General features: G+C 35.5%; 23 protein-coding genes and 3 tRNA genes. 3 read left to right on the top strand and 23 right to left on the bottom strand.

Features of this window, described 5'->3' with window-relative positions:
* Positions 1–67: 67 nt before the first annotated feature.
* From MKS83_RS17675 to MKS83_RS17625, 11 genes are all read right to left on the bottom strand, one after another.
* A tRNA-Lys gene (locus tag MKS83_RS17675) sits at positions 68–141 on the bottom strand.
* Between the two features lie 8 nt (positions 142–149).
* Positions 150–223: transfer RNA gene (locus tag MKS83_RS17670), tRNA-Ile, on the bottom strand.
* 97 nt (positions 224–320) lie between these two features.
* A tRNA-His gene (locus MKS83_RS17665) sits at positions 321–393 on the bottom strand.
* Between the two features lie 812 nt (positions 394–1,205).
* Positions 1,206–2,228, bottom strand: a complete 1,023-nt coding sequence (locus tag MKS83_RS17660; RefSeq protein WP_240580703.1) for a tetratricopeptide repeat protein — start codon at positions 2,226–2,228, stop codon at positions 1,206–1,208.
* A complete protein-coding gene (locus MKS83_RS17655; RefSeq protein ID WP_240580702.1) occupies positions 2,221–3,936 on the bottom strand; it encodes an APC family permease in 1,716 nt (571 codons plus the stop codon). Before MKS83_RS17655 ends, MKS83_RS17660 begins: the two co-directional genes overlap by 8 nt.
* Positions 3,926–6,319 carry a hypothetical protein gene (locus MKS83_RS17650; RefSeq protein WP_240580701.1) on the bottom strand — a complete coding sequence of 798 codons (2,394 nt, stop codon included), beginning with the start codon at positions 6,317–6,319 and terminating at the stop codon, positions 3,926–3,928. Before MKS83_RS17650 ends, MKS83_RS17655 begins: the two co-directional genes overlap by 11 nt.
* Positions 6,310–7,053 carry a hypothetical protein gene (locus tag MKS83_RS17645; RefSeq protein ID WP_240580700.1) on the bottom strand — a complete coding sequence of 248 codons (744 nt, stop codon included), beginning with the start codon at positions 7,051–7,053 and terminating at the stop codon, positions 6,310–6,312. The genes MKS83_RS17650 and MKS83_RS17645 overlap by 10 nt, the downstream gene beginning before the upstream one ends.
* Complete coding sequence (locus MKS83_RS17640) at positions 7,026–8,159, bottom strand: AAA family ATPase (RefSeq protein WP_240580699.1); 1,134 nt, start codon at positions 8,157–8,159, stop codon at positions 7,026–7,028. The genes MKS83_RS17645 and MKS83_RS17640 overlap by 28 nt, the downstream gene beginning before the upstream one ends.
* 43 nt (positions 8,160–8,202) lie before the next feature.
* Positions 8,203–8,733 carry a DUF4919 domain-containing protein gene (locus MKS83_RS17635; protein WP_240580698.1) on the bottom strand — a complete coding sequence of 177 codons (531 nt, stop codon included), beginning with the start codon at positions 8,731–8,733 and terminating at the stop codon, positions 8,203–8,205.
* Positions 8,711–9,376 carry a hypothetical protein gene (locus MKS83_RS17630; RefSeq protein ID WP_240580697.1) on the bottom strand — a complete coding sequence of 222 codons (666 nt, stop codon included), beginning with the start codon at positions 9,374–9,376 and terminating at the stop codon, positions 8,711–8,713. Before MKS83_RS17630 ends, MKS83_RS17635 begins: the two co-directional genes overlap by 23 nt.
* A 177-nt stretch (positions 9,377–9,553) precedes the next feature.
* Positions 9,554–9,943, bottom strand: a complete 390-nt coding sequence (locus MKS83_RS17625) for a VOC family protein (RefSeq protein ID WP_240580696.1) — start codon at positions 9,941–9,943, stop codon at positions 9,554–9,556.
* Positions 9,944–10,180: 237 nt separating this feature from the next.
* Between MKS83_RS17625 and deoD the strand changes: the two genes are divergently transcribed.
* A complete protein-coding gene (deoD, locus tag MKS83_RS17620) occupies positions 10,181–10,891 on the top strand; it encodes a purine-nucleoside phosphorylase (RefSeq protein WP_240580695.1) in 711 nt (236 codons plus the stop codon).
* A gap of 96 nt (positions 10,892–10,987) precedes the next feature.
* Here the strand turns inward: deoD and MKS83_RS17615 are convergent, their stop codons facing one another.
* The 3 genes from MKS83_RS17615 to MKS83_RS17605 all read right to left on the bottom strand — a co-directional run bounded on the left by MKS83_RS17615 (position 10,988) and on the right by MKS83_RS17605 (position 13,201).
* Positions 10,988–11,773: a TatD family hydrolase gene (locus MKS83_RS17615; RefSeq protein WP_240580694.1), complete on the bottom strand. Its 786-nt coding sequence runs from the start codon at positions 11,771–11,773 to the stop codon at positions 10,988–10,990.
* 61 nt (positions 11,774–11,834) lie between these two features.
* Positions 11,835–12,485, bottom strand: a complete 651-nt coding sequence (locus tag MKS83_RS17610) for a hypothetical protein (protein ID WP_240580693.1) — start codon at positions 12,483–12,485, stop codon at positions 11,835–11,837.
* Positions 12,482–13,201, bottom strand: a complete 720-nt coding sequence (locus MKS83_RS17605; protein WP_240580692.1) for a DUF434 domain-containing protein — start codon at positions 13,199–13,201, stop codon at positions 12,482–12,484. The genes MKS83_RS17610 and MKS83_RS17605 overlap by 4 nt, the downstream gene beginning before the upstream one ends.
* 392 nt (positions 13,202–13,593) lie before the next feature.
* Between MKS83_RS17605 and MKS83_RS17600 the strand changes: the two genes are divergently transcribed.
* A complete protein-coding gene (locus MKS83_RS17600; RefSeq protein WP_240580691.1) occupies positions 13,594–13,941 on the top strand; it encodes a hypothetical protein in 348 nt (115 codons plus the stop codon).
* Between the two features lie 103 nt (positions 13,942–14,044).
* Complete coding sequence (locus MKS83_RS17595) at positions 14,045–15,073, top strand: LacI family DNA-binding transcriptional regulator (protein ID WP_100378358.1); 1,029 nt, start codon at positions 14,045–14,047, stop codon at positions 15,071–15,073.
* Positions 15,074–15,136: 63 nt separating this feature from the next.
* Here the strand turns inward: MKS83_RS17595 and MKS83_RS17590 are convergent, their stop codons facing one another.
* From MKS83_RS17590 to kduI, 9 genes are all read right to left on the bottom strand, one after another.
* Positions 15,137–15,523 carry a Rid family hydrolase gene (locus MKS83_RS17590; RefSeq protein WP_240580690.1) on the bottom strand — a complete coding sequence of 129 codons (387 nt, stop codon included), beginning with the start codon at positions 15,521–15,523 and terminating at the stop codon, positions 15,137–15,139.
* Between the two features lie 220 nt (positions 15,524–15,743).
* Positions 15,744–17,363 (bottom strand): UxaA family hydrolase, encoded by a 1,620-nt coding sequence (locus tag MKS83_RS17585; RefSeq protein WP_240580689.1) that lies wholly within the window; start codon positions 17,361–17,363, stop codon positions 15,744–15,746.
* A 6-nt stretch (positions 17,364–17,369) separates the two neighbouring features.
* Positions 17,370–18,833, bottom strand: a complete 1,464-nt coding sequence (locus MKS83_RS17580; protein WP_240580688.1) for a tagaturonate reductase — start codon at positions 18,831–18,833, stop codon at positions 17,370–17,372.
* A gap of 300 nt (positions 18,834–19,133) precedes the next feature.
* On the bottom strand, positions 19,134–20,666 hold the full coding sequence (locus MKS83_RS17575; RefSeq protein ID WP_100378354.1) for an MFS transporter: 1,533 nt from the start codon (positions 20,664–20,666) through the stop codon (positions 19,134–19,136).
* Positions 20,667–20,688: 22 nt separating this feature from the next.
* Complete coding sequence (locus tag MKS83_RS17570) at positions 20,689–21,348, bottom strand: bifunctional 4-hydroxy-2-oxoglutarate aldolase/2-dehydro-3-deoxy-phosphogluconate aldolase (protein WP_240580687.1); 660 nt, start codon at positions 21,346–21,348, stop codon at positions 20,689–20,691.
* Positions 21,349–21,519: 171 nt separating this feature from the next.
* The gene (locus MKS83_RS17565; RefSeq protein WP_240580686.1) at positions 21,520–22,527 is read right to left on the bottom strand and encodes a sugar kinase; all 1,008 of its coding nucleotides are present in this window, start codon (positions 22,525–22,527) and stop codon (positions 21,520–21,522) included.
* Between the two features lie 340 nt (positions 22,528–22,867).
* Positions 22,868–24,265: a glucuronate isomerase gene (gene uxaC, locus MKS83_RS17560; RefSeq protein WP_240580685.1), complete on the bottom strand. Its 1,398-nt coding sequence runs from the start codon at positions 24,263–24,265 to the stop codon at positions 22,868–22,870.
* A gap of 18 nt (positions 24,266–24,283) precedes the next feature.
* Positions 24,284–25,066: a gluconate 5-dehydrogenase gene (locus tag MKS83_RS17555; protein ID WP_240580684.1), complete on the bottom strand. Its 783-nt coding sequence runs from the start codon at positions 25,064–25,066 to the stop codon at positions 24,284–24,286.
* A gap of 9 nt (positions 25,067–25,075) precedes the next feature.
* The gene (gene kduI, locus MKS83_RS17550) at positions 25,076–25,912 is read right to left on the bottom strand and encodes a 5-dehydro-4-deoxy-D-glucuronate isomerase (protein WP_240580683.1); all 837 of its coding nucleotides are present in this window, start codon (positions 25,910–25,912) and stop codon (positions 25,076–25,078) included.
* Positions 25,913–25,939: the final 27 nt, after the last annotated feature.

The raw sequence follows: 25,939 nt of genomic DNA, 5'->3' as shown, positions 1-25,939 counted from the left end.
CAAACCTGTAACTTTGGGTTTAGAAAACCCATACTCTATTCAGTTGAGTTACGAGACCGTTGCGTTGTAATCCCAGAAAGATTTGAACTTTCAACCCCCGGTTTAAAAGACCGGTGCTCTAACCATTTGAGCCATGAGATTTTATTTTGTAATCCCAGAAGGACTCGAACCTTCACCCTTCGACGTATCAGGTCGATGCTCCAATCAATTGAGCTATGAGATTGTTTTTTTATTTGTGAATGGTCAAGTGGTAATTTGCTTTGCTTGTCAATTTTAAATTCACTTGTGAAACAAAGTTCACCATTGACCATTCACATTTTGGGTATCTCCGGGGATCGAACCCTGTTCTTCGGTTCCACAGACCGACGCTTTACCAAATAAGCTAGAGAAACCATAAAAAAGCGCCTCTTTTCAGGAGGCGCTTTATATTTTTAGACGTGTCAGTTCGTTAGCTGACCCATGTATATAAGCACCTTTTCCCTACAAATTCACTATCAAGAAGAATAATACAAGCATACCCCTGCCCCATCGGTTCTACACCGCGTTGTCTTGAAGATAAATTAGATATGTTATGTAATTGTTTCATTTTATTATTCTTGTTTTAAAAGTTTTTTTGAAAGGCTTGAAAACTTATTGCTTTCAATTTTCGGTTGCAAAGTAAATATGATTTTTTTTAACTCGCAAATTTATTTTTCATTTAAACAATTGAAAATCAGTTAAATACAATTAAAATTTAGAATAGAGAATTTCTGTCCGCAATGGTTTGCAGATACCTTGAATACCTAAATGACTGTCTCTCATCGGGTTATTGATCACGCTTTATTTTCTTATTAATTGTTCATTTGTTATTAAATAATTTTCACTTTTATGGTTATTTTTTTTCATTCTAAATAATTTCTGCTCTAAAAACACAAAAAACGCCTCGATAATCGAGGCGTTTCTGCAGTATTTTGATCAAATTTTTACGGGTTTACAGTAAATAATTTTCAAAGCAAGCACATTTCGCCTCATTCAATATCATCCATTCATATCCAAACGATCCCTTTAGTACAGGGCGATCGCATAGATTTAAACTGATATGTGCTCTTTGTATTGTCATAATTTTTCTGGGGCAAAGATAAATCTTTTTCATTATTAGTTTATAATTTTCACAGTTAGGGGTAATAAAATCAAATGTATTTAAGACACTGATATTTAATTTTAAATCAGTTTCTAAACATTTTATTTCTCCCCATCTTATACCTCGAGATATCTTTTAAAATTACCTCATCATCGGGATTGAAATATTTCAGTTCATTGACAATTTCGGAACGGTTGGCTACCTTCTCGGCGATAATTTCATAGGCAATATTTCTTGTTGTGAACTGAAGTTTCGGATCTTTTTTAAACTCATGCTTCATCGCTTCAAGATAAGTGATCTTCTTATATTCAGGCGTTTTTTGATATAAATTCTGAATTTCTGTCTCCAATTTTTTAACATCATGAATATTCGTAAAATAATTATTCAGACAATTGAATGCATCGCGGTCTTCTTCCCAACCTTTTAATAGAACTTTTTGGGCTTCATCCGGCATCTCCATTTTTTTACGGTAAATCAACGAACCTTTTACCATCTGATTATTGTTCACATAATCATCCACAACCATTTGATAATAGGTATTTGCATTTTTAATATCGTTAATTTCACGATACAGATCCCCTACTTTTTCTTTCTGCTCAAGCTCTTTGTATAAATCGATTGCTTTTTTGTATTGCTTGGCTTTTTCGTAACAGTTTGCTGCTTCAGATTTATTTTTTAATTTTTTTAAATAGATCACCGCTGCTTCGTTGTAAAATTCACCATCTTCCAACGTTTTTGCACCTCGGTAATTATCCCGAAGAAGATTTATATACACTTTTGCGGCTCGTTTATAATCTTTTTCGTCAATGTATTTTTGAGCCAATTCTTCATATTTATTTCTTATTTTATCAAAAAGTGAAGTTTCAACGTAAAAATTTCCACCGCCATTTGCAAGTCTTCCTGCAGATTGATTTTTTTCTTTTTCTTTCTTTTCCAATTGCAACAACACAGCGAAAATGATAAAAGCAATGATAGCAAAAATCAGCAAAGTCCCGATTACGCTCCAAAAGCTCTGATGGAATAGCTGTGCCAATATCCCGATAACCTTAATGATTACCAAAATAAAAAAAGCTGCCATAAATTTATTTACAAACTTCTGTCTATTCATCCTTATCAGATTTTAAAATCGTTTTTTCTTCACTGAAAAGTCTGTAAAGAAGAACTATTACGCAAATTATCAAAAGCCATACAAACCAATTGTACCCGAACATTTCGATCAAAGGATAGAAAATATATGCCAACATCGCCACCAAAACGATCATCAAAAAAACTTTGATCCCGCTCGGAACATTTTCTCCGCCAACATTCAAAGATCTTCTTTTCACAACGAAAGAATATAAGCCAACAGCGCCTGTCATGGCAACAATCAGCCAGAAAATTTCGGCAAAAGAAATATCATGTTTTTCGGTTGGTTTTTCCATTTCCAGGGTTTCCACTTTCTTTGCTTTATTCGGATCAATGGGTGGTTCCACATAATCTTTGGTTCCGTAAAGTCTGCCTAAAGAATCTTCAATCAGCATTTGCTTTTTTATGATTATTTTTTTTACAATGCCTTCATTTGCAGGTTTTCCTGAGCTTGATTTTTTAATAGAATCAGTAATTTTTTTCTTTATTTTTTCTTCGTTCTGAACTAAATATTTTACGATTTTTTTTCGATAAACTCTTTTTAACGAATCTGTTGCTGTTGTAATTTTATTTTCCAAAGCTAATTCTTCCTTAGAAATATCAGGAAGCGGCTTTCCCCCTTTCTTTAAGTATTCATCATAATAAAGTTCATCTTTTTTCATCCTTTCGACAAGCTTAGCTCTTTCATTCATCAGATTGCTTCTTTTATTTCCATACATCGAATCGATCTTCATATCAATATCCGTAACGCCCGATTGATAAGCAATAACAGGCTTCATCATATTTTCTGCTTCTTTTCTTGTAATTTTCCCGGAAGAAACCGGGGTTTCTTTTGAAAAATCTTCTTTATTAAAATGAACAAAGAGTCTTACCAATCCAACAAACAGCAAAATCACCCAGAAAACCCAGCTGTAACCGCGCCCCGAAGAATTTCCACCTTCAGTATCTCTGCCTTTTCCACCGAGTAATTTCTCAAACCAGGTTCCTTCTAAAAATTTAAACTTGCTGAAACCATCACCTCTCGAAGTCCCCATGATATCAAGCGGAACACCCAATTCTACGGCTCTGTCCGGATATCTTTCAATATATTTTAAATATTTTTCGATTTCCTTTTTGTTGCCTTTCATTACTTTTTTCATGTCGAAAGGAAGATTTTTCATCCATTCTTCTTCAGTTTGTGGCTTTTCAAGGGCTTCCAATACCTTTTCATCATCCATTTCTACGGTGTAACTCTGAATTTTCTGAGGAATTTTCACACCATTTGAAGGTTTTCTCAATTTGGCTTCCGTTGGCTTTGGATTTTGGATTAATGAAGTCCAGTCGATCTCTTCATTTAATTTAACCAAGCCAAATTCAGGATGCATGATGAGAAATTCGGCATCTGTATTTTGCCAATCCTCCGGATTGAGTTTAGGATAAAAAGCAGTGTTTTCAGGAATGAAAAATTTACTATCAATACACTGAAAATAAGAATTTCTTCCAATTTCGTTTGGAGCATGATTTTCAAAGATCAGAAAACAGCCATACAACACATTCGGTTCGTTGGAAGGAATCGGAAAAGATCGAATCTGGTTTAAATCTATTCCTAATATTTCCATCTCATGAAGCCACGTCAAAGGTGATGAACCTTTTATTAAAAGTCCTTTTTTAGGATAATTATTTTTCGGAAAAGGTTTAATTCTAAGCTCCATATTCCCAAATTTGATCTATAAATCTCCTTAAGTGTTCAGCATACATATCTTCCATTTTTTTCACTTTTAATAAAGTACTTTCCGGCAGATAATATTCTGAACCTCCAAATTCCGTATGTGTTGCCAATGCCAAAAAACCATATTCCGTTGATGGAATAAAGAATTCAGGGATATTTTTGTTGCTGCTTTTAAAAGTCAGCATTCCGCGGGAATCTGTAATAACTTCGCTCCCATCAGAAAACGAGAACCTGTTTTTGTTCTGATGGGCAAAAATTTCAATCCGATGTCTGTTTCTATACAATGTTAATGAATTATCATACACTTTATTAAACTCATTATTCGAAACCACAAGATTTTTCTCAGAATTAATTCCGATATTACTGAAATTGTTTAAAATTTTAATTCCGCTGGTTTTTAATTTTCCAATTTCAGTCTTAACCTTCAAAGTATTCTTATCCATTTCTTTTTCCTTTTCAAACACTTCTTCGAGATAGATATTCCCGTCAACATTTATCTTTATACTATAAGGAATATCTTGCTGATGGAGATAGAAGCTCTTATCATAATACACCAACTTATGGTTCAATGGAATTCTTTTTCCTGTAAGGTTCAGTTCAGAATATTCTTTAGTATTTAAATTTAATTTAGAAATCAGCTTTTTATCCGGTTGATATTGACACAAAATAAATTGCTGCTGTTTATTTCTCGCCAAAGCAAACTGCCCTCTCGGTTTCACAGAAATATCTTCAAATAAAACTTCACAGCCACGATGGATTTTGTAATGATCATAATAATTTTTATTGTAATAATTATCCGTCAAATAAGTCCTCAACAGCTGTTTTTTATTGCTTAAAATAAAAAATTCGCCCTCATATAGAAAAATCGCAATTTTATTAACCGGTGTCGGAAACAAAATCGGATAATTGATGGGAACATCAGTCTTTTTCCAGTTTTTAGATGAATTATCTTCACCTTTTTGTCTACGTTGTGGTGGATTTGCCCACAATTCTTTTAAGGGAAGAAGAATTTTCTGAATATGCTTTCTCGTTCCTTTATGATGTTTGTAAAAATTCAGTTCGCCATCTGCAGAAGTTGTTACCAAAAATTTTAGTCGATCTCTGTTTTCGTGGATAACTTTCTGCAGTCTTTGATGGGCTAAATTTTCCTGATGCGTAATAAAAAAAACTTCAAGATCTTTTTCACGGTGCTCTTCTTCAAAGAATTTTTCCAATGCATGAGAAACTTCCAGAGCTGAACTCACCTGATTCAGATTTTCGACAACCTGCTCTACTTTATCCAAAGAAATCGGGATATTGGTTTGTCCCAGCGCAAAAACTTTACATTCAGAATGTGCCTTTGGATGCTTGATTACTGCAATCGCCGATGCAAAACCCAAAACCTTCGGAGTTCCCCAGTTTTTCAGGGAAGTATCAATAAGAATCACTCTTTCAAAAATATTTTCCTCAGGTGGAATTTCACGCTGAATATACAACGCTTCGTTATTGGCAACACGATTCATGAAAACCTCATCTTCATTGGCAAATTCCGACAAAAGCATTCTGTGGAAATCACCTTTATTCGTCATATCAGAAATTCCCCCTATCGGTTGTTCGCCGGGAGAAAGGTGGCGCATCGGGATTTTCAGGCCACTCCAGATTCTTTTAATTAAACTTCCGACCTGAAATGTTTTGGGCTCTTCAATTAATTGTTGAATAAAGTCGTTATCGGTTTCAATGGTGGTTTCTTCTTCAATGACTTCGTCTTCTAATTCGGGAATATCAACAGTTCCTCTAATCGCATTAACAATTGATTCTGTTGTAGGAAATTTATGGTGAAGTAAAGCCAAAGTTTTAATATCACGATTAACAGCAATTGAGGTTAAATCTTTTTTATTCGCTGCTTCAGCAATTATATAAGGTCTTTTTTCAAATATTTTTACAATTAATTCTGAAGCTTCGGATGAAACTTTATTATGACAATCTCTAAAAATCGTCTGTAAAAGAATGATTTTATTTTGCCCTTTTTTAAATGAAACTCCGATATGACTTAAATTTTCTAAAAACTTAATTGCAGAATTAATACCCGAGTCTATTTCTGGTAAAGTATTTTTTTGCCTGTTCAAATAATAAAAAACTCCATCCAGATTTAAATATCCACCCTGAGTAGCATATAAAGCAAGAAGTAATGAGCCAAAAGGCGGAAATCCCAAATCTTTTAATTCTTTTAAAACTTCTATCACATAAGGCCTATAAGCAATTGCCCCTACATTCGGAATCGAAATAAGGTTGTTTTCATTGTATCCGGTATCATCGGGAACATCTTCATCAGTAGTCCATTCCCAAAAATAATTTATATATGATTGAAAATAAGCAACTATATCCATTCTTGTGATTTTTCAGTCAGGCGGAATGAGCTTACAGATAACTTTCGGAGATCTTCTTTATTGATGTTTAAAACACTTCCGTCTTCGTCCCATAAAAGCCACTGATCTTTACTTGCATTATATTTTCTTTGCAATAAAGAACTCAAATTTTTAAATTCAAAATCAAAACCTGTCGGCAAAAGATGACCATCTTTCGACCAAAACGTTTTTCCCGGAAAGCTCAACAACGGATTTCCTACGAATAATGCTTTATCATCAATGACGATCCAATCTATTTTTTCCAGCTTAAATTTTGGCAAACTCACAATTGCTTCTTTGATATCTTTGATTGGACACAACAAAGCTGCTGCAGGCTGTTCTTCTTCGCTTGGTTTTAATTTAACTTCAATCTTTTCATCAATTCCGAAAAAATTATGATTAGAAGAAGGAAAAGTCAACCGTAACGCTTTGTCAATAGGAGTCCAAAGTAAAGCCGTTCTCATTTTTTTACTCGGAACCAATGCATCTTTTCGGAACAACAGTCCGTCTCTTAATTCATACAGCAAAAAATTCGGCAACTGCTGAATTTCCGGTGAAATAGCCTGTTCACCGGTAAAACCTTTCAGCCAGATTATTTCATCATCCAATGCAATCTGAACATTTTTCCAGTCACGAATCGAACCTAAAAAATCTTCATCTGCGCGGGGAAGCTCTGCCCAAAATTCTTTTATATGCTTTGAAGAATCTTCTGCCATAAACTTTCGATTTCCTGTTGGATATATTGTTTTTGTTCAGGATTCTTGATCCAGTCGCAACGTGTTTGAAGGTATCTTAATTTATCTTTAATCACATTCTGTTCTTCAAAACTCAGCGTATCATTTTCCCATTTTTCAACTAGGATTTTTACATCTTTCATCACTTCTTCAGGATTCGGAGTTTTGTTTTGTAAAGCCTGTGGATGAGATTTTGGATGGTCGTCTTTTTCGATCGTCCTATTGATAATGCCTTCCAGTATCTCGATCTGTTCTTCGGTATCCCAAATATGTTTCAACACCCATAAATCTGATAGAATTGCTTCATTTCTTCCGCAAATTAATGCACTTGCGGCGATCAGATTCTGTAATTTCACTGCCCGACGGTCGGAAATAGCAATTCCTGTATTTCTAAGGGTAATAATTGTATTTAGATAGACTTCATAAATAGGTTTCAGATCAACCGTTCTGCACAAATTTTGAAGTTCTTTGATTTCATGGGAAAGAATTTCCGGTGTTTCAATGTCCACCATATTTTCCAGTTTTCTTCCGGCTAAAAGTACTTGCTGAAGCAACTCAGGATTTACGTAATCAACATTAATTCTGATCAGAAAACGGTCGAACAATGCATTCAGTGCTTCATCTTCAGGAAGAACATTACTTGCCCCTACAAACATCAGTGCAGGAAGATTTTTTGTTTCTTTTCCTCTTTTGAAAATCTTTTCGTTCAAAGCCATCAAAAGGGAATTCAGAATTGCAGAATTCGCATTGAAAATCTCATCCAGAAATACCATTGAGGCTTCCGGCATCATTCCTTCCGTATTCGTCAACAATTCTCCTTCTTTTAATTTCCTGATATCAAAAGGTCCGAAAATTTCGTTCGGTTCCGTAAATCTGGTGAGAAGATATTCGAAATTTTTTCCGTCTTTTACGGTTTTTGCCAGTGTTCTTACGAGAGCTGATTTTGCGGTTCCGGGAGGACCGTATAAAAATGCATTTTCTCTTGCCAGCAAGCAGATTCCCAATAAATCCACGACATCGTTTTTACCTACAAATGTATTTTTTACGTAGTTAAGAATATTGTTTAATTTATCAATATGTTGAGTCATTTGTTAAGTTTTAAAATTTCCACCATTTTTCTTTTGCTCTTCTTTATTCCCCTTCATTTCTCTTTTTTAATGAAAAAGCAATTCTCTCATAAGGAACGGTAATATCGAAATATATTTCTGAGCCATCCTCTAATGTTAGGACATCTAAATATCTGTCTTCATATTTCATCAACCTTTGTTGAGTATATTTTTTTCTCAAATGAAGCTGCAAAAAATCTTTTTCATCAGAAACTCTAGTGACGATATATGGATTCTGCAGGGTTCCATCTCCCGTTTTCTCTATACAGCTTAAAATATTATGACAAATGAACATGATACTTTCTGCCGCTTTTGTATTTCCAACCTGCTTTAAAGAAAAGTATTTTATAAAATGTGCTCTGGGACTTAGTAATACGTTAATGGTAACATAATAATTAAGCTTATCATATTCCTTATTCTCAAACATCTTTTCCATGATCTCTAAGTCATCAGAATAGGGATCATAATCCGGATTGGTTATAATTAATTCTCTGGATTTCAGAAAATTTTCTTTGGTGGGGTCTTTTACAAAATCAAATACTGTCTCTTGGCTCATTTTCTTGTGTTTTATTTATTTTTAATTCTTTCCAGAAAGCATTTTTATACCAACCAAATTCTGCATTCAGCAATTTATTGATATAAGGAATTTCCGCCAGTCTGTATACTTTATTGTCTACAATTCTTTCAAGATAGAGTTTTCTGTAGGTTGTATCTTTCAGCTCTTCTTCCCAGTTCAGATGTTCCACCTCTATGTCTGCTTCAATCCCAGAATAATGGAATTGTTTTAAAATATTTTCAAGTAATGCGATCAGAGGATCATCTGTATCTACATTTTTCAGAGCGACCACAATCTGCGGTAAAAATCTTAATGAAAGATCTGCAGATAGCTTTGCAGAAAGATTAAGTTTCCCGTTAAACTCCGGAATCAATTTAGCAAGATCTTTGGCTGCATTTTCCCTAACCAGATAAAGCTGAACGCTATAATACAGGATTTTCGCCGCCCAAACTGCGGCTTCTTTTTCAAACGGAATCTGATCAGATAAGAACTCCAGTCTTTCTTTTTCAAATTCGGTTTCAAAATATTCTGCCGCTTCCTGTTCCTCCTTTAATGAAATTTGTTTTACATCCGCAAAAATGGTGATGCATTCTTCTTTCCGGAGCAGAAATAAAGTATCTAAAAAAGGAGATTTGGTTTCCATTATAAACAAAAATATAATTATTTCTCTGAGAATAAAATTTTTAATTCAATGATTAAGAATTAAATACTATTTTTCTTGATAAAGATTAAAACGACAGAAAATGAATACGGCCAATAAAGCTCGGCTCAGATCTTCGATCTGAGCCGAGCCAAGTAATAAGCCTACTGAGAACTAGAACTATTTTATAATCTCAATGATATTGTTTTCAGGATCGAGAATTACGCTTTCGTAGTAGCCATCACCCGAAGTTCTGGGTTCTCCGGTCACTTTGTAGCCGTCATTTCTAAGTATTTCAGTTAATTCATCCACCTTTTCCTTGCTTCCTGTAGAAAATGCAAGATGAATAATTCCGAATTTCTGAGCTTCAAAAGAATTGTTTCCCTCCTGAATATCCGGTCTTGTCATGATTTCCAGTCTGCTTCCGTTTTCAAAACTTAGGAAATAAGATTCAAAATTTTTTACAGGATTACGATATTTTTCATTGGAAATTGCGCCAAAATATTTTTCATAAAAGCTTCTCATCTTCTCTAAATCCTTTACCCAAAAAGCTACGTGTTCTATTTTCATGTAATCTTTATTTTATATTAATTTTTGTTTAATCTTATTTCAATAAACAAAACTATTGAAATAAATATTGTGAATAAATTTAAATTCGTGTTGACAACTTTCCCTAAATACTTTAAAAAGCCTTCATTAATAAATTTTACCTAAAGAGTATTATCTAATTAAAAAAAATTCTTGAAACACTAAATTAACAATTCTCTATTCACATATTTGTTATATTTGCAGCTTCAAAATAAAATTATGAGTATTCACATTAGTGCAAAAAAAGGAGAAATTGCTAAAGTCGTGTTGCAGCCGGGAGATCCGCTTCGCGCACAATATATTGCTGAAAACTATCTGGAAAATGCAAAATTAGTAAGCAAAACGAGAGGCATTTTTTATTATACAGGTTTTTACAAGGGCAAAGAAATCACTGTAGGTGCTAGTGGAATGGGATTCCCAAGTATTGGAATTTATTCTTTCGAACTGTTTACGGAATATGAGGTGGATACAATCATCAGAATCGGAACCTGTGGGGCTTACACAACAGACCTGAAAACTTTTGATATCTTAAACGTTGAAAAGGCAGCGAGTGAAAGTACCTACGCCAAATTTGCCTGGGAAATTGAAGATGAAATTCTTTCTCACCAGGGAAATATTTTTAACACCATCAATACAACTGCTAAGGAATTATCTTTAACCCCAAAAGCAATCAACGTTCACAGTAGTGATATTTTCTACAGAAAAGATCCTGCTGTTCCTGCTATTGCTACAAAATACAACTGTCCGGCAGTAGAAATGGAAGCATTTGGATTGTTCGCCAATGCTCAATATTTAGGAAAAAATGCAGCAACCATTCTTACGGTAACCGATATTATCCCGACTCATGAGAAAATCTCTGCTGATGAAAGGGAAACAGCTTTGAAACCAATGATGGAGCTTGCTTTGGAATCTGCCATTAAAAGCTTATAAAAAGTAAAGATTACTGATAAATCTTAGAAAGCAAACAAATAAATTGATTGCTTGAAAATAAAAAAAAGAGTTTTACTTCATCTGTAAAACTCTTTTTTATATCCTGAAAAAATTCCTGGCGACTTCTGTCGTTTCACTGGCGACTTCTGAAATACTGATTTTCTTTAGATCCACGATGGTCTGGGCAACGTAAGGCAAAAATCCCGGCTCATTTCTGCGATTCTGCATTCTCGGCATATTTTTCGGCAGCATGAATGGCGCATCGGTTTCAATCATCATACGATCGAGAGGAACATATTTAATAACCTCTTCCAGGCGTTTAAATCTGTTCTGATCGCTGATTGCTCCGGTAAATCCTAAATAAAATCCTTTATCCAAATATATTTTTGCTTCATTTAAAGTTCCCGTGAAACAATGAACGACTGCTTTTGGAAGTTTAGGAAGATATTCGTCTGTAATCTCATTAAACCTTTTGAAAGCCGATCTTTCATGAAGAAAAAGAGGTTTATTTACTTCTATGGCCAATTCCAATTGAGCACGATAGCATTTTTCCTGAACAGGTCTTGGAGAAAAATCCCTGTCAAAATCCAGTCCGCATTCCCCGACGGAAACAACATGATCTTGTTTTAATAAATTCCTGAGCTCGTTGATACTTTCATGAGTAAAAGATTTTGCATCATGAGGATGAATTCCCGCTGTTGAAAATAAAATCTCAGGATAATCTTCAGCAATCGCCGCAGATTCTTTACTGCCACGAACACTTGTTCCTGTGAGAATCATTTGCTCTACTCCGTTGTCAAGAGCTCTATTGACAATTTCTTCGTGTTCATTGTAAAACTGTTTATTGGTAAGATTTATACCAATGTCGATAAATGTGTTCATTTTTTAACTTTTTAAACCGCAAATATTCACAACAGGTACGCAATCTTTCTTCGTACTTTATTTATTCATTAATAAAAACTTCAAGAAAGCCAATTAAATGCTTTCCGCCATGACTCCAGCGGATTCCGTGTCCGCCTTTTTCCCGAACTTCAAACACCAGCTCATGTTTGTAATGAAAGAAGACATTCCACCAGGTTTTGTTATCTAAGATGAAATTAATTTTCTCCATTACCTTTTCCTGTTTCTGCCGGTTGTTTCCTTTTACTTCGCCCCAAAACTGATCTTCCATTCTCCCCACATGTTTTTCCCAAGCTCTCTGAGCGATGGTTATTTCTTCATTAAACGATTTTTGGCAGGCTTCAATCAGCACTTTTCTCGGAGGAGGAATTGCTTTTTCATCGCGAATACTCGCAGAAGTTAGTCTTTGCCCTAAAATATTCAGCCAATGTCCGAAAGGTATTTCTTCCACTTTTTGAGCTTTAATTTCGTCCGGCTCTTCACTGTTGAAAATGCTTAAAAACAAATTAAAACTTTCCTCTCTATTTACTTTTATTTCTTCACTAAAATAAGGAAGTTCCCAATCTGAAATTTTATGTTGAAAATTCTGAATATTGTCTTGCAAAGCTTCCAAATGCTCTGCTTCAAAAATGGCGTGATATTTTCCCTTCCATGCCTCAGAAAATAATGGGATATATTTTTCAAAAAGATTCATTCTTCAAGCAGTTTTACAAGATTAACGGAAAGCTTTTCTTTGTCAATCAGATATTGAATAAGATTGAACCAGTTTTTACAATGATCTAAAATCCATGCATCAGAAGACACCACGATTTCAGCATTCTCCACCAAAAACTTATCCGGATTGAATTCTAAATCTATTTCCCATTTCATATTATTTTCCAAAGCAAAGTCCAGAATCATTTGTTTAATTCTGCCACTGTTGGAAACCGGTTTATCAAATATCCAGATCACCTTTTGAACTCCTGAATTCCGGTAAAATTCAGCAACTAATTCTATTGCGGAACAGGTCTGATTTACCCTTTTATAAGTTCCGTGAACTTCAGAAAGGTCGCGAAAACAACCGTCTAAACCTTCAAAAATATATGCCTCTGAAAGCAAACTTTCAAGTAAGATCAAAACATTGAAACCATCCAGGTAAACGACTTTATCCTGAAGATCTGAAACATTCAGCTGTTTTAAATTTCTGTTTTGAATTTGAGTAATAGAAGCGGAAGCTCCACGAACTGACTGAATCTGGCGGGTTTTCAGTCTATATCTGTTTCCTACCAATTCAGCAGACGCCTTTTCAGCATAACCACGGCTCAATAGATAGTGCATATCCTGAACTGCTGATGTTAATTTTTCCCTCTGCTTTTGCGAACCGAATAATGTATCATCTCCTGTGTTCTTTCCTCGATTTCTGTTGTCCATACTTTATGTGAAGTTATTTTCAGGCGTCAGTATAAAAATTGGCTTCAGAATCGAAAATAACGAGCGTATTTCCTTTTGAAGCGGATAAGCCATTTCAATAAAAATTAACCAATATTACAAATCTATTTTCATTAAATTTAGAAAGCTGATGCTACGAAAAAAGACTTCCTGAAAAAATATTAAAATTAAAAAAGCATCTAATACTTTCCCCGCAATTTTATGGTCATCAAAAATTTTTTATAAATAACAAAACTATTTAAATATTCTATACAAAGTTGAATGAGAAGTACTAAAAATCTGATGCCATTTTTTATTAATTTCTCAAATTATTTCTCAAATTTTTAAAAGAAAATTCTTAAACTTGAAGATTATTTAAAACAGACCATTAGCATATGAAAAAAACACTACTTTTTTGCCTTCTTGTTTTTTCAGTTTTCAGCTCCAATCTCCTATTCTCACAAACAAAAGAATTTAAACCCGGTAAATATTGTACAAAAACTGAAAAATACTGTTTACACATTTTGGAGGGGAACAAGTTTAAAGAGACCTTCTCATTTGATATTACAACAATTACTACAGGAAGCTATCAAATCGGGAACGATGTTCTGACTTTATTGTATGAGGGTCCTGGACTGGAAGATACTTCTAACAGGTTATTCAAAATTGTCACTATTAAGGATGATAAAATTGTTTTAAAAACTGAATATCCTGAAAGAAAGATTGCTCTTTATAAAAAATAAGAAAAAAGCAGTTTTTCGGCTATCGGTATCATTAATTTGATTAAATTTACGTCTATTCTGAAAGGAGTATGGAAGGAAAATTTAACGTTAGTCCAGAATACCTATGACAAAGAAAAATGCCACTATTTATGACATCTCAAAAAAGCTAAACATAAGTGTAGCAACCGTTTCAAGGGCATTAAACAATCATCCGAGAATCAGCCAGGCAACGAAAGAACTTGTAGTAAAAACTGCAAAGGAAATGAACTACAAGCAAAATAATCTTGCCAAGGCATTAAAAAGCGGGGAAACCAAAAATGTAGGAATCATTGTTCCGTTTGTAAACACCAATTTTTTTTCATCGGTTATTCGCGGTATTGAAGAAGAACTTTCTACTTATGGCTATCATGTCATTATCTGTCAGAGCCATGAAGACGTCAATATTGAAAAAAGGCATTTGAATACCTTGCTCAATGCTCAGGTTGACGGAATTTTCATGTCTGTTTCCAGAACTACTGTGGATACAGAGCATATTCAGCATATTTTAAACACTTCCAACACTCCGATCATATTTTTTGACCGTAAGAAAGATATTCCGGGGATCAGTACGGTAACTATAGATGATTACAGAGGAGGTTATATGGCCACTGAACACCTCATCAAGGAAGGCTACAAAAACATCTGCCATTTTTCAGGGGATCTCAACCTGGAAATTTATCAGAACCGTTTAAATGGCTACAAACAGGCTTTACTTGATCATCATTTACCCGTAAACGAAGATAACATCATATCTACGGGAAGTTCTATTGATGCAGGTATTGAAGCGATAAAGAAACTCTGGAGCAAAAAATCGGTTCCGGATGCTATTTTTTCTTCGAGTGATTTTGCCGCATTAGGCGCCTGTCAGGAATTGAAAAAGCGTAAAATAAAAATCCCGGAAGAAGTAGCTGTTATCGGTTTTTCTAATGAACCTTTCACCCAGTTTATGGAACTTCCGATAAGCTCAGTTGACCAAACTCCCGTTACGATGGGACAAATGGCAGGACAAGTCTTTTTAGACCATATTAAAGACAATTCTTCTGGTGTTTCTATCGAGAAAAAAGTGGTTTTAAAACCGCAGATTTATATTAGGAAATCTTCGAAACGGAAGTAGTTCTAATGATTACAGAATCCGCAAGATTTACAATTTTGCGGATTCTGTGTTTAATCTGCGAAGTTAACTTTTAGCAACAATTTTAATTTCTACTTTCTGACCTGGAAGTGCCAATTCTGTTACTCCTATAATGGTACTTGCCACAATACATTCTTCACCATAAAATTCTTTCCCTGTTATTTTTCTGCTTTCGAAACCTTCTTTCATATCTGTCACATAAATTACTTCTTCCACAACATTTCCAGCGCCCAATTCATATTCAGCTAAAAGCTTTTCAATATTCCTATACGACTGCCTGAACTGGTTTTCCATCCCATCTGTAAGATTGCCATCCATGTCATGCCCCAACTGTCCGGAAATCCATACTGTATTACCATTTTTTACGGATTGTACATATCCATATACCTTTTCCCAAGGCATATTAAACGTTTTAAATTCTTTAGTACTCATAATTATTATTTAAAAATATAAATATGTGTTATCAACAATTATGCGTGAATTACAAAACCCTAACTGTCAACAGCTTATTGAAATTCTTAATATTTAAATTAACGATATACCGTAGTTTTATATTCGATTTTATGAAATTTTTTAATCATCAAAGAAAGAAAATGCTCCTTACAAAAGCGTAAGAAGCATTTTCAACCCTAATATTTAATATAATAATCCACTACAGTGAGACACCTCGTCTCCATGGAATGAAGTCATTCTGATTGAGTTGGTCAGCTTTGGTTTTTACCTCGCCGCTTGCTACTTTAATGATCAATTCAAGAAGTTCGTCTGCAGCTTCCGGAATTGTTTTTTCTCCTGTGATTACAGTACCGGCATTAAAATCTATAATATCCGGCATTCTTTCTGCCAAAACAGAATTGGAAGAAATTTTAATTACAGGAGAAATCGGATTTCCCATCGGCGTTCCAAGACCTGTTGTAAAAAGTACAATAGTAGCACCCGATCCTGCTAAAGCTGTTGTACATTCGGCATCATTTCCTGGTGTACACAAAAGATTAAGTCCAGGCTTCGTAGCGTATTCTGTAAAATCAAGAACTTCCACAATCGGTGCAGCACCACCTTTTTTAGCAGCTCCTGCAGATTTCATCGCATCGGTAATTAAACCATCTTTAATGTTTCCGGGCGATGGATTCATATCAAAACCTGATCCTGCTGCTACAACTGACTTTTCAAAATCTTTCATTAGCTTAAGGAACTTTATTCCATCTTCATCATTAACACAACGGTTAACCAGCTCCTGCTCTACCCCGCAAAGCTCCGGAAATTCAGCCAACATAGTTGTTCCTCCTACCGCAGACATAATATCGGAAACTTCACCTAAAACAGGGTTTGCAGAAATTCCGGAAAAACCATCCGACCCCCCACATTCCAAACCTATATTCAGTTTAGTGATGGATGCAGGTTTTCTTTCTATTTCGTTAGCTTTCTTAATGCCCTCATAAGAATCTTTAATAACCCCTGTAAGCATCTCATCTATGGTACCTGACTTTTGCTGTTCGTAAACAACAATCGGTTTTTTATTATTTGGAGCCAGCGCGTGAAGCGCATCCATAAAAATCTGCACCTGAAGATTCTGACAGCCTAAGCTGAGAACCGTAGCACCGGCAACATTCGGATTGTTCACATATCCTGCAAATAATCTTCCCAATGCTTCGGCATCCTGACGAATTCCGCCACAACCGCCTTGATGGGTAATGAATCTTACATCGATATTTTTAAATATTCTTGTATCCTGTTCTTCCTCTTCCACCGCAACATCAGCATCGGTTCCGCCATTCAATAACGATCTTAATAACAGTTGATGCTTGCTTGCTTTATCGTGCAATAATTCTTTTTCAAAAATATCTTTCAGGGTTTCGATATTCTTGTTTTCACAGAATACCAAAGGAAAAAACAGCCATACGTTTTCAGTACCAACTTGTCCGTCTTCACGGTGATACCCCATAAAGGTACGGTCTTTCCATTTCTCTACATTAGGAGGAGTCCAGCCTAAAGTAGCCGTTTTTCCTTCTACTTTTGCACTTTGGTGCTTTACATTTTCGGTAGTAATTACTTCACCTTTTTTGATCGGCTGATTTGCCTTTCCTACAATTACCCCATACATAATGACGTGGTCACCATCTTTAAAATCTAAAGCAGCGAATTTGTGTTTTGCTTTTATATCTTTGAGAATCGTGTAATCTGCACCGTCAAGATGTACCGACTCTCCTGCATGCAAATCCTGCAATGCTACGATAACATTGTCTTTAGGATTTACTTTCAGTACTTTCTTTTGCATGATTTCCTAAGAATAAAATTGTATAAAGTTGTTATATGCAGTTTCTACGCCATTACGGTCTATTTCCCACAAAGCTTTTACTACTGCATCCTTCAGGCCTTCAACCTTAGTGAGGTCTGTTTCCCAAAAAGTTGTTTCGCTTAATAATAATTCCACAACCTTTTCGTAATCTTCGTTCGCCCAAATCTCTTTGAATTTAGCAACAATGGCTTCTTCATCATTGATTGGTAAGGATCTTTCACCAAAACTTCCCTTATAGAATCTGATTAAACTCGCCAAAGAGAACGTCAAATTCAGCGGTAATTTTTTATTAATTTCAATATATCCCAACAAGCTCGGAAGAACTCTCACTTTAAATTTTGAAACAAAATATAAAGCGATGCTTGCCTGATAATGTTTAATGAAGGGATTTCTGAATCTGTCAAAGACTTCTTCCGCAAACTCTTTCAGTTCGTTTATATCTAACCCTAAAGTTGGATTGACTTCATTGAAAATGGTTTCACTTAAAAATTTACCGATAAAAGCATCATCGATGGATTCTTTTACAGTTTCTTTACCTGATAAAACTGCCGGAGCCAACATCAAGGTGTGGCCTCCATTAAGAATTCTTACTTTCCTCAAACGATACGGCTGAATATCATCAACTACTAAAATCTGCTCGTTAATTTGATCAAAAGGAATTCTTGCCTTTAAATTACCGGCATCCTGAATCACCCAAAGCAGGAATGTTTCAGAAACAACCATCATCTGATCTTCGTAATCAAGCTGATTTTCATAAGATTCAGCATCGTCTTTCGGATAACCCGGTACAATCCTATCAACCAGTGTATTATGGAAATAATTATTTTGTGTAATCCATTGCACAAAACTATCTTCCAAATCCCAAAGCTGTGCATATTTAATAATGATATCTCTTAGAACAAATGCATTATCTTCAATAAGTTCACAAGGAATAATTCTTAAGCCTTTGTCAGCAGCTGCATTGAATTGCTTAAATCTTTCGTACAATAAAACCGTTAATTTCGCAGGGAAATTCTTGTGTGGTCCTTGATAATTATTTTCAACTTCGTCATAAGCAATTCCTGTTTCTGTTGTATTGGAAAAGATAAATTCCAATTCTTCTTCTTTTGCCAGTGCCAGAAACTCATCATAGTTTGTATAAGGATTAATCGATTTCTGTATGGCAGAAATCACCTGTTTTTCATCAACAATTTCTCCTTTTTTAATTCCTCTTGTGAAAAGTGTATATAAATTATCCTGCTCCTCCAGTTTGTGAACTGAACCGCCTTGTGTAGGCTGTACATTGACAATTCCCGCATTGAATCCCGCTTCTTTGTTTAATTTATCAATCACATAATCTGTGAATCCCCTCATAAAATTTCCGCCGCCAAACTGTACAATTTTGATGGGAAGCTTTTCCTGAGAATTATTTAATTCACGATTTAATTTTTGTTTTATCTGATTTTCCATCTTTTCTAATATTGTTGCGTTGTTTTTAAACGCTAAGGATGCTAAGATTTTCTTTTTAAAACTTGATGTATATTTTTAAGTTCGCAAAGGTGTTTGACTACGTCGAATCTTCGATTTCACTTAAATAAGATCACAAAGTTTTAATTCAATTTTATTTTCTATATTGATTTAAATCATTAAGATTTTTATTAAGGAATCAAGATGATTTAAGAGAAATAAACTTCTTAAGCTTGTGCCTTTAATTTGCTCGTAAATTCTTAATAGTTCTTAACTCCTTAAATGTTTCTTAATGGTTTAAAATTATTTAATCACTTTATATTTTGGAACCAATGTTTTCATTACACTCCATGCAATAAGGTATGCTACGGCACAGATTGAGAAAATAATCATATATCCCTTATCAATTCCATCTACAACTACTGCTCCTGATTTTTCCAATTGCTCGAAGAATCCATCAGGTAATCTTTCGTTGATGTATTGCGGATATTTTTCCAGTAAGGGTATTCCATCTACCGTTGACCAAGCTTTGTGAGCGTGATCGAATAGCACACCTGAAGATTTATTGATAATAAATGAGCCAATTCCACCTGCCATACCTCCGATTCCTGTAATGGTTGCAATCGCTTTTTTCGGGAACATATCGCCAACTGTCGAGAAAATGTTTGCCGACCAGGCCTGATGCGCTGCACCTGCAATACCGATAATTAAAACCGGAATCCAGTACGTTGTTGAACCTAAAGGCTGGGCTAACAAAGCCAATAGCGGGAAAAATGCGAAGATTAACATCGCTTTCATTCTTCCTGAATAGGCATTCATTCCCTTCTTTTCCACAAAATATTTTGGAAGCCACCCTCCGATGATTGACAATAAGGTGATCATGTAAAGAACGAATAGCGGGAATGCACTTTGTGTGGAATCCATTTTATAAACCGAACTTAAATAGGCCGGAGTCCAGAACAGAAAGAACCACCAGACTCCATCTGTCATAAATTTACCAAAGGCAAATGCCCAAGTCTGTCTGTGGCTGAAACATTCTTTGAAAGAGAACTTTCTTTCTTCAGCCGGTACCACATTTTCTTCGGCCGGGATCTCTTCATGATCCTGCTGGATATAGGTTAGTTCATGTTCATTAACTTTATGGTGCTCGTGAGGTTTTTTATAATAAAATACCCAAAGTCCCATCCATATAAATCCTAGTGCTCCGATAATAATAAAAGCCCATTCCCATCCCATTGATTTTGCAATGAAAGGAATTGTAATCGGAGCAGCCAACGCTCCTACTGTCGCCCCTGCGTTCCAGATACTGGTTGATAATGCCCTATCTTTTTTAGGAAAATATTCTGCCGTAGTTTTAATCGCTGCAGGGAAATTTCCAGCTTCTCCAATTGCCAATACAAAACGTGCAAAAATAAATAGTGAAACACTTGTACTGATAATTGCAGACGTATCGGAAACCGTTGCGATCAATTCTTTAGATCCGTGAAAACCCGCAAACCAATTCCCCGTAAGAAATCCAGAGGTTGCAATTCCGCAAAAAGCGTGTAAAACAGCACCAATAGACCAAATTCCGATTGCCCAGAGGAAACCTTTCTTAGTGTCCATCCAATCCACAAATTTTCCAGCGAAAAGCATTCCTATCGCATAAAAAATCGAGAATAAAGCCGTGATATTTCCGTAGTCGTTGTTATTCCAGTGAAATTCCGGGGCGATAAAATCTTTCCATGTTAACGATAAAACCTGACGATCCAGATAATTAATGGTTGTTGCAATGAACAGCAATACGCAGATGGTCCATCTGAAATTCGTTGGTTTAATAGATTTAACTGAACTCATATTAATCTTTTGAATTGAGTTATTATTTTAAAGTCTGAATAATTTCCAGCACTTTTTTAGTTTCATTTTCAATAGTCACATAGTCTTTAGCAAACATCAGCTCTTTGCTTACCAGCTTACTTCCCATTCCTACAGCAGAAACTCCTGCCTTGAACCAGCTTTCAATGCTTTCCTTTGTAGTATCAACTCCTCCAGTTGGCATAAATTTCAGATCGGGAAAAACATCTTTTATCGCACTCATGAATCCGGTTCCTAAAGCATTTCCAGGGAATAATTTAACGAAAGTTACTCCTGAATTTTCGGCTTCGATAATTTCAGTCGGAGTCATGCAACCCGGACTGTACAATAGATCTTTAGGAATCAGAAATTCTGCCACTTCCGCAACAAAACCCGGACTGATGAAAAAATCGGCACCTGCTTTATAATATTCTTCTGCTTGTGCAATATTTTTAATTGTTCCTATTCCCAAAAGCATTTCTGGCATTTCTGCATTACGAACTTCTACCATTTTGGTGAAATTATGTAACGCAGCTTCACCACGGCTTGTATACTCCACCGCACGGATTCCGGCTTTGTAAAGTGATCTCAGTATTTCTATAGTTACCGTTTCATCAGCATTGTAATACAGAGGTAAAACTCCCTGATTAATGATGGCGTTGGTAACGGTTTGAATTTTTGTCATTTTGTTTAATTATCTTGTTTAAAAATAATTTTTGATGGAATTCAATCCATCCTTTGTATACTATACCTCAAGGTCTTTATTTTCAACGCAAAGGCGTTTCACTTAACCAAGTCCATAACGCTTAGTTTTGAATGATAAGCAAGTTGCAAAAAGCAAATAGCCAGAAGCAAACTACCTTTTTATTCTTCCTCCCGAATTTCCCTGCATTACCTCCAGAATGTCTTCTGCACTGCAATAATTGATATCTCCTAAAATGGTATGTTTTATGGCACAAGCCGCATTGGCAAAATTCAATGCTTTTTCATCATCGAAATTGATCAAGCCATAAATTAGTCCAGCAGCAAAAGCATCGCCAGTTCCAATTCTGTCAACGACAGGATTTACTTCCAACAATTCAGTTTCAAAATAATCATCATTAACTAATGCTCTTCCCTGCGTTTGCTGAGAACTTGCGGTAACTCCGATTCTGATTTTATCGAAAATTTTATGAATGGAAGGACATTGTTGTTTTAGTGCTTTGCAGGCTTCCAAGAAACCTTCTTTATCCGATGAAAACTGAGTTCCTAAAATCTCGTTAATTTCATTTACTCCACCGATGAAAATTGTTGAATAACCCACCAATTCTTTCAACACTTCGTTTCCATTTTTACCATATTTCCAAAGATTGGAACGGTAAGCTGGATCAGTTGTCACTTCAATTCTTAATTCACGAGCTGTTTGTAAGCCTTCCTTTAAAGCTTTATAAGCTGCTTTGGAAATTCCGGGACTAATTCCTGTCCAATGAAAGTATTGGCAACCTTCAAGTGCTTTTTTCCAGTCAATTTTTTCAGGTTGAATATTGGCAAAAGAACCATTCAATCTGTTGTAAGCAATTCTACTTGCACGAACCGACGATCCTACTTCTAAAAAGTACAGCCCTAAAGGATGTTCATTTTTAGAAATAAAATGAGTATCGATTCCGAAGCTTTTTACAAAAGAAAGTGCCGAGTCTCCCACAAAATCATCTGAAACACTGCTGATATGTCTCACATCACAACCCATTGTTGCCAATGAAGACGCTACATTAAGTTCCGTCCCACCGAAAAAGAATTCCATTTCATGGCTTTGCTTCATGGTTCTGTTCCCGGGTGGCGAAAGTCGCATGATGATTTCTCCGAATGTAACTATTTTTTTGCTCATTTTTTTGCAAATGTTCTTAATTTATATCTGTTTTTAAACGCAAAGTGCACAAAGATTTTTCGACTACTCAATGTTTTAAGTTCACAAAGGCGTTTCACTTAGCTAAGATCTTATTAATACAGATATTTTAGCCATTAAGTTTTATTTAAGGAGTTTAAATGTTGCTTTGCCTTAAAATTATTTAAAATCAATTTGATTTTACTTAATGAGGCTTAACTTCTTAATTTCCTTAATGGTTTAAAATTTTATTTTATCTCTCGCAGATTGTACAGATCACGCAGATATTTGTTAAAGCATAATCATCTGCAAATTTGCGCAATCTGCGAGAGTTTTTATTTAATTAAAAATCAAAATAATTTTTGGCATTGTGATAACAAATATCAGAAATTATTTTCCCAACATGTTCAATATCATCAGGTAATTCACCATTTTTCATTTCTTCTCCGAAAAGATTACACAATACTCTTCTGAAATATTCGTGTCTTGGGAAAGAAAGGAAACTTCTTGAATCCGTCAACATTCCAACGAAACAGCTGATCAATCCCATGTTTGAAAGGGCATTCATCTGCTTGATCATTCCGTCTTTTTGGTCTAAAAACCACCATCCTGAACCGAACTGTACTTTTCCTTTGATGCTTCCGTCGTTGAAATTCCCGATCATCGTCGCGAAAATTTCATTGTCGGCAGGATTTAAGTTATATAAAATGGTTTTCGTTAATTTATCTTTTCCGTCTAAAGTATTCAACAATTTAGACAAAGTTTCAGCCTGAACAAAGTCACCGATAGAATCCCAACCGGTATCCGGTCCTAAGATTCTGTGCATTCTTTCATTATTGTTCCTCAAAGCTCCCAAGTGGAATTGCTGAACCCAGCCATATGTATGGTAAGCTTCACCCAGAAATAATAAAATGGCTGTTTTGAATTGGTTAACCTGTTTTTCAGCAATAACTTTTCCATCCAACTTATCCGTGAAAATTGCATTTACTTCTGCTTCTGAAGCTTCTTCGAAAGAAATATTGTTTAATCCGTGATCGCACAGTCTGCATCCGTTTTCGTGGAAGTATTCAATTCTTTTAAGTAAAGCATCACACAAGGTTTGGTAAGAATTGATTTCAATTCCTGCAGATTCGCCCAATTTTGCTATATAATCTGCAAAGTTGTGGTTTTCAATTAAAATCGCTTTATCAGGACGGAAAGCCGTACTTACTTTAATAGAGAAGTCACTTTTCGCCAAATCCTGATGGTAGTTCAAAATATCTGTAGGATCTTCCGTTGTGCACAGAGATTCTACATTCATCATTTTTAGTAAGCCTCTTGTTGATTTTTCAGGAGTCTGAAGCTGAGATGAAATATTATCGTAAATTTCTGATGCATTGTCTCCGTTCAGCAATTCATCGATTCCGAAATATCTTTTCAATTCCAAATGTGTCCAGTGATATAAAGGATTTCTTAAGGTATACGGAACTGTTTTTGCCCATGCTTCAAATTTTTCTTTGTCTGAAGCATCTCCTGTGATGAATTTTTCGTTCACGCCCATCGTACGCATTGCTCTCCATTTGTAATGATCTCCGGCAATCCAAACCTTTGAAATATTTTCAAAAACAGTGTCTTCAGCAATATCTTTAGGAATCAAGTGATTGTGATAATCAATAATAGGTTGTTTTTCTGCGTATTTGAAGTATAATTCTTCAGCGTATTTATTTTGTAATAAAAAATTATCGGTAATAAAAGGTTTCATTCTAGTCTAATTCTGTTGTTATTCATTAGCAGGTTTCCCGATGGTTGCCAGAATTCCTCCATCAACGTAAATAATCTGTCCGTTGATGAACTTACTTGCCTCTGAAGCTAAGAAAATAGCTGTTCCTGCAAGATCTTCGGGATTTCCCCATCTTCCTTCCGGAGTTCTGCTGATGATAAAATCGTTAAAAGGATTTCCATCCACTCGAATAGGTTCTGTTTGAGAAGTCGCAAAATATCCGGGACCAATTCCGTTCACCTGAATATTATGTTTTGCCCACTCCGTCGCCAGGTTTTTGGTAAGCATTTTTAGACCGCCTTTTGCAGAGGCATACGCTACTACGTTATCGCGACCCAGCTCACTCATCATTGAGCAAATGTTGATGATCTTCCCGGATTTTCTTTTAATCATATATTTCCCTACTAATTTGGACATGATAAAAGGTCCGGTAAGATCTACATCGATTACTTTTCTAAAGTCTTCTACTTCCATATCAATCGCCGGAATACGTTTGATGATTCCTGCGTTGTTGACAAGGATGTCTATTTTTCCATGTGTAGCTTCCATTAAGGCTACTTTCTGAGCGGCTTCTAGCTCATCCGTTACATCAAAAATATACCCGGTCGCTTTATATCCTTTGGAATGATAATAGTTTAAAGCTTCCTCTAATTTTGACGGTGTTGTGCTTGTGATCGCCAGTTCAGCGCCTGCAGCGGCAAGACCTTCTGCCATTGCCATTCCTAACCCGTGAGTACCGCCTGTAACAACCGCTACTTTGCCGGATAAATCAAATAAATTCATTAGAAAAAATTACTTTAGTTCGTTAGTTTTGATACCATCCATATCGCCGTAGTCCATATTTTCCCCGGCCATACCCCAGATAAAAGTATAATTAGAAGTTCCTACTCCTGAGTGGATCGACCATTCCGGAGACAACACCGCCTGTCTGTTGGTCATAAAAATATGACGCGTTTCATGAGGCTGTCCCATGAAGTGGCTTACCGTTTGTCCTTCTTCCAGATCAAAATAGAAATAAGCCTCCATTCTTCTTGTATGAGTATGCGCAGGCATTGTATTCCAAACGCTTCCCGGATGAAGTTCCGTCATTCCCATTTGTAGCTGGCATGTTTCTAAGACGGAGTTTACAATCAATTTGTTGATCGTTCGCTTGTTTGCATATTTCTCCTCACCTAGTTCTACAATTTCAGCTTCGTTCTTCGTGATCTTTTTGTTTGGATAAGTATGGTGCGCCGGAGCAGAGTTGATGTAAAAATAAGGCTGTGCATCACCTGTTTTCTCAAAAACTACTTCTTTTGCTCCTTTACCAATATATAAAGCCTCTTTGTTTCCAAGCTCATATACTTCTCCATCTACTGTAACTTTTCCTGCACCCCCAACGTTGATGATCCCCAATTCTCTTCTGTCAAGGAAATACTGAGCTTTCAAATCGTGTGTAGGTTCCAGTTTTAAAGCCTGTGTTGAAGGCATGATACCTCCTACAATCAGTCTGTCGTACATAGAGTAAACTAATTTTACCTTATCTTCATTAAATAAATCATGGATTAGAAACTCCCTCCTAAGATCCTCAGTGGTATATTTTTTTACATCTTCAGGATGATGGGCGTAACGAAATTCTGATTGTGACATACTACTTTATACTTTTTCTTTTGCGGT

Origin of the sequence: Chryseobacterium sp. Y16C (assembly GCF_022488405.1) — a bacterium.
GTDB lineage: Bacteria > Bacteroidota > Bacteroidia > Flavobacteriales > Weeksellaceae > Chryseobacterium > Chryseobacterium geocarposphaerae.
The sequence above is the reverse complement of the archived record's forward strand: the minus strand, read 5'-3'. Positions and strand labels throughout refer to the sequence as shown.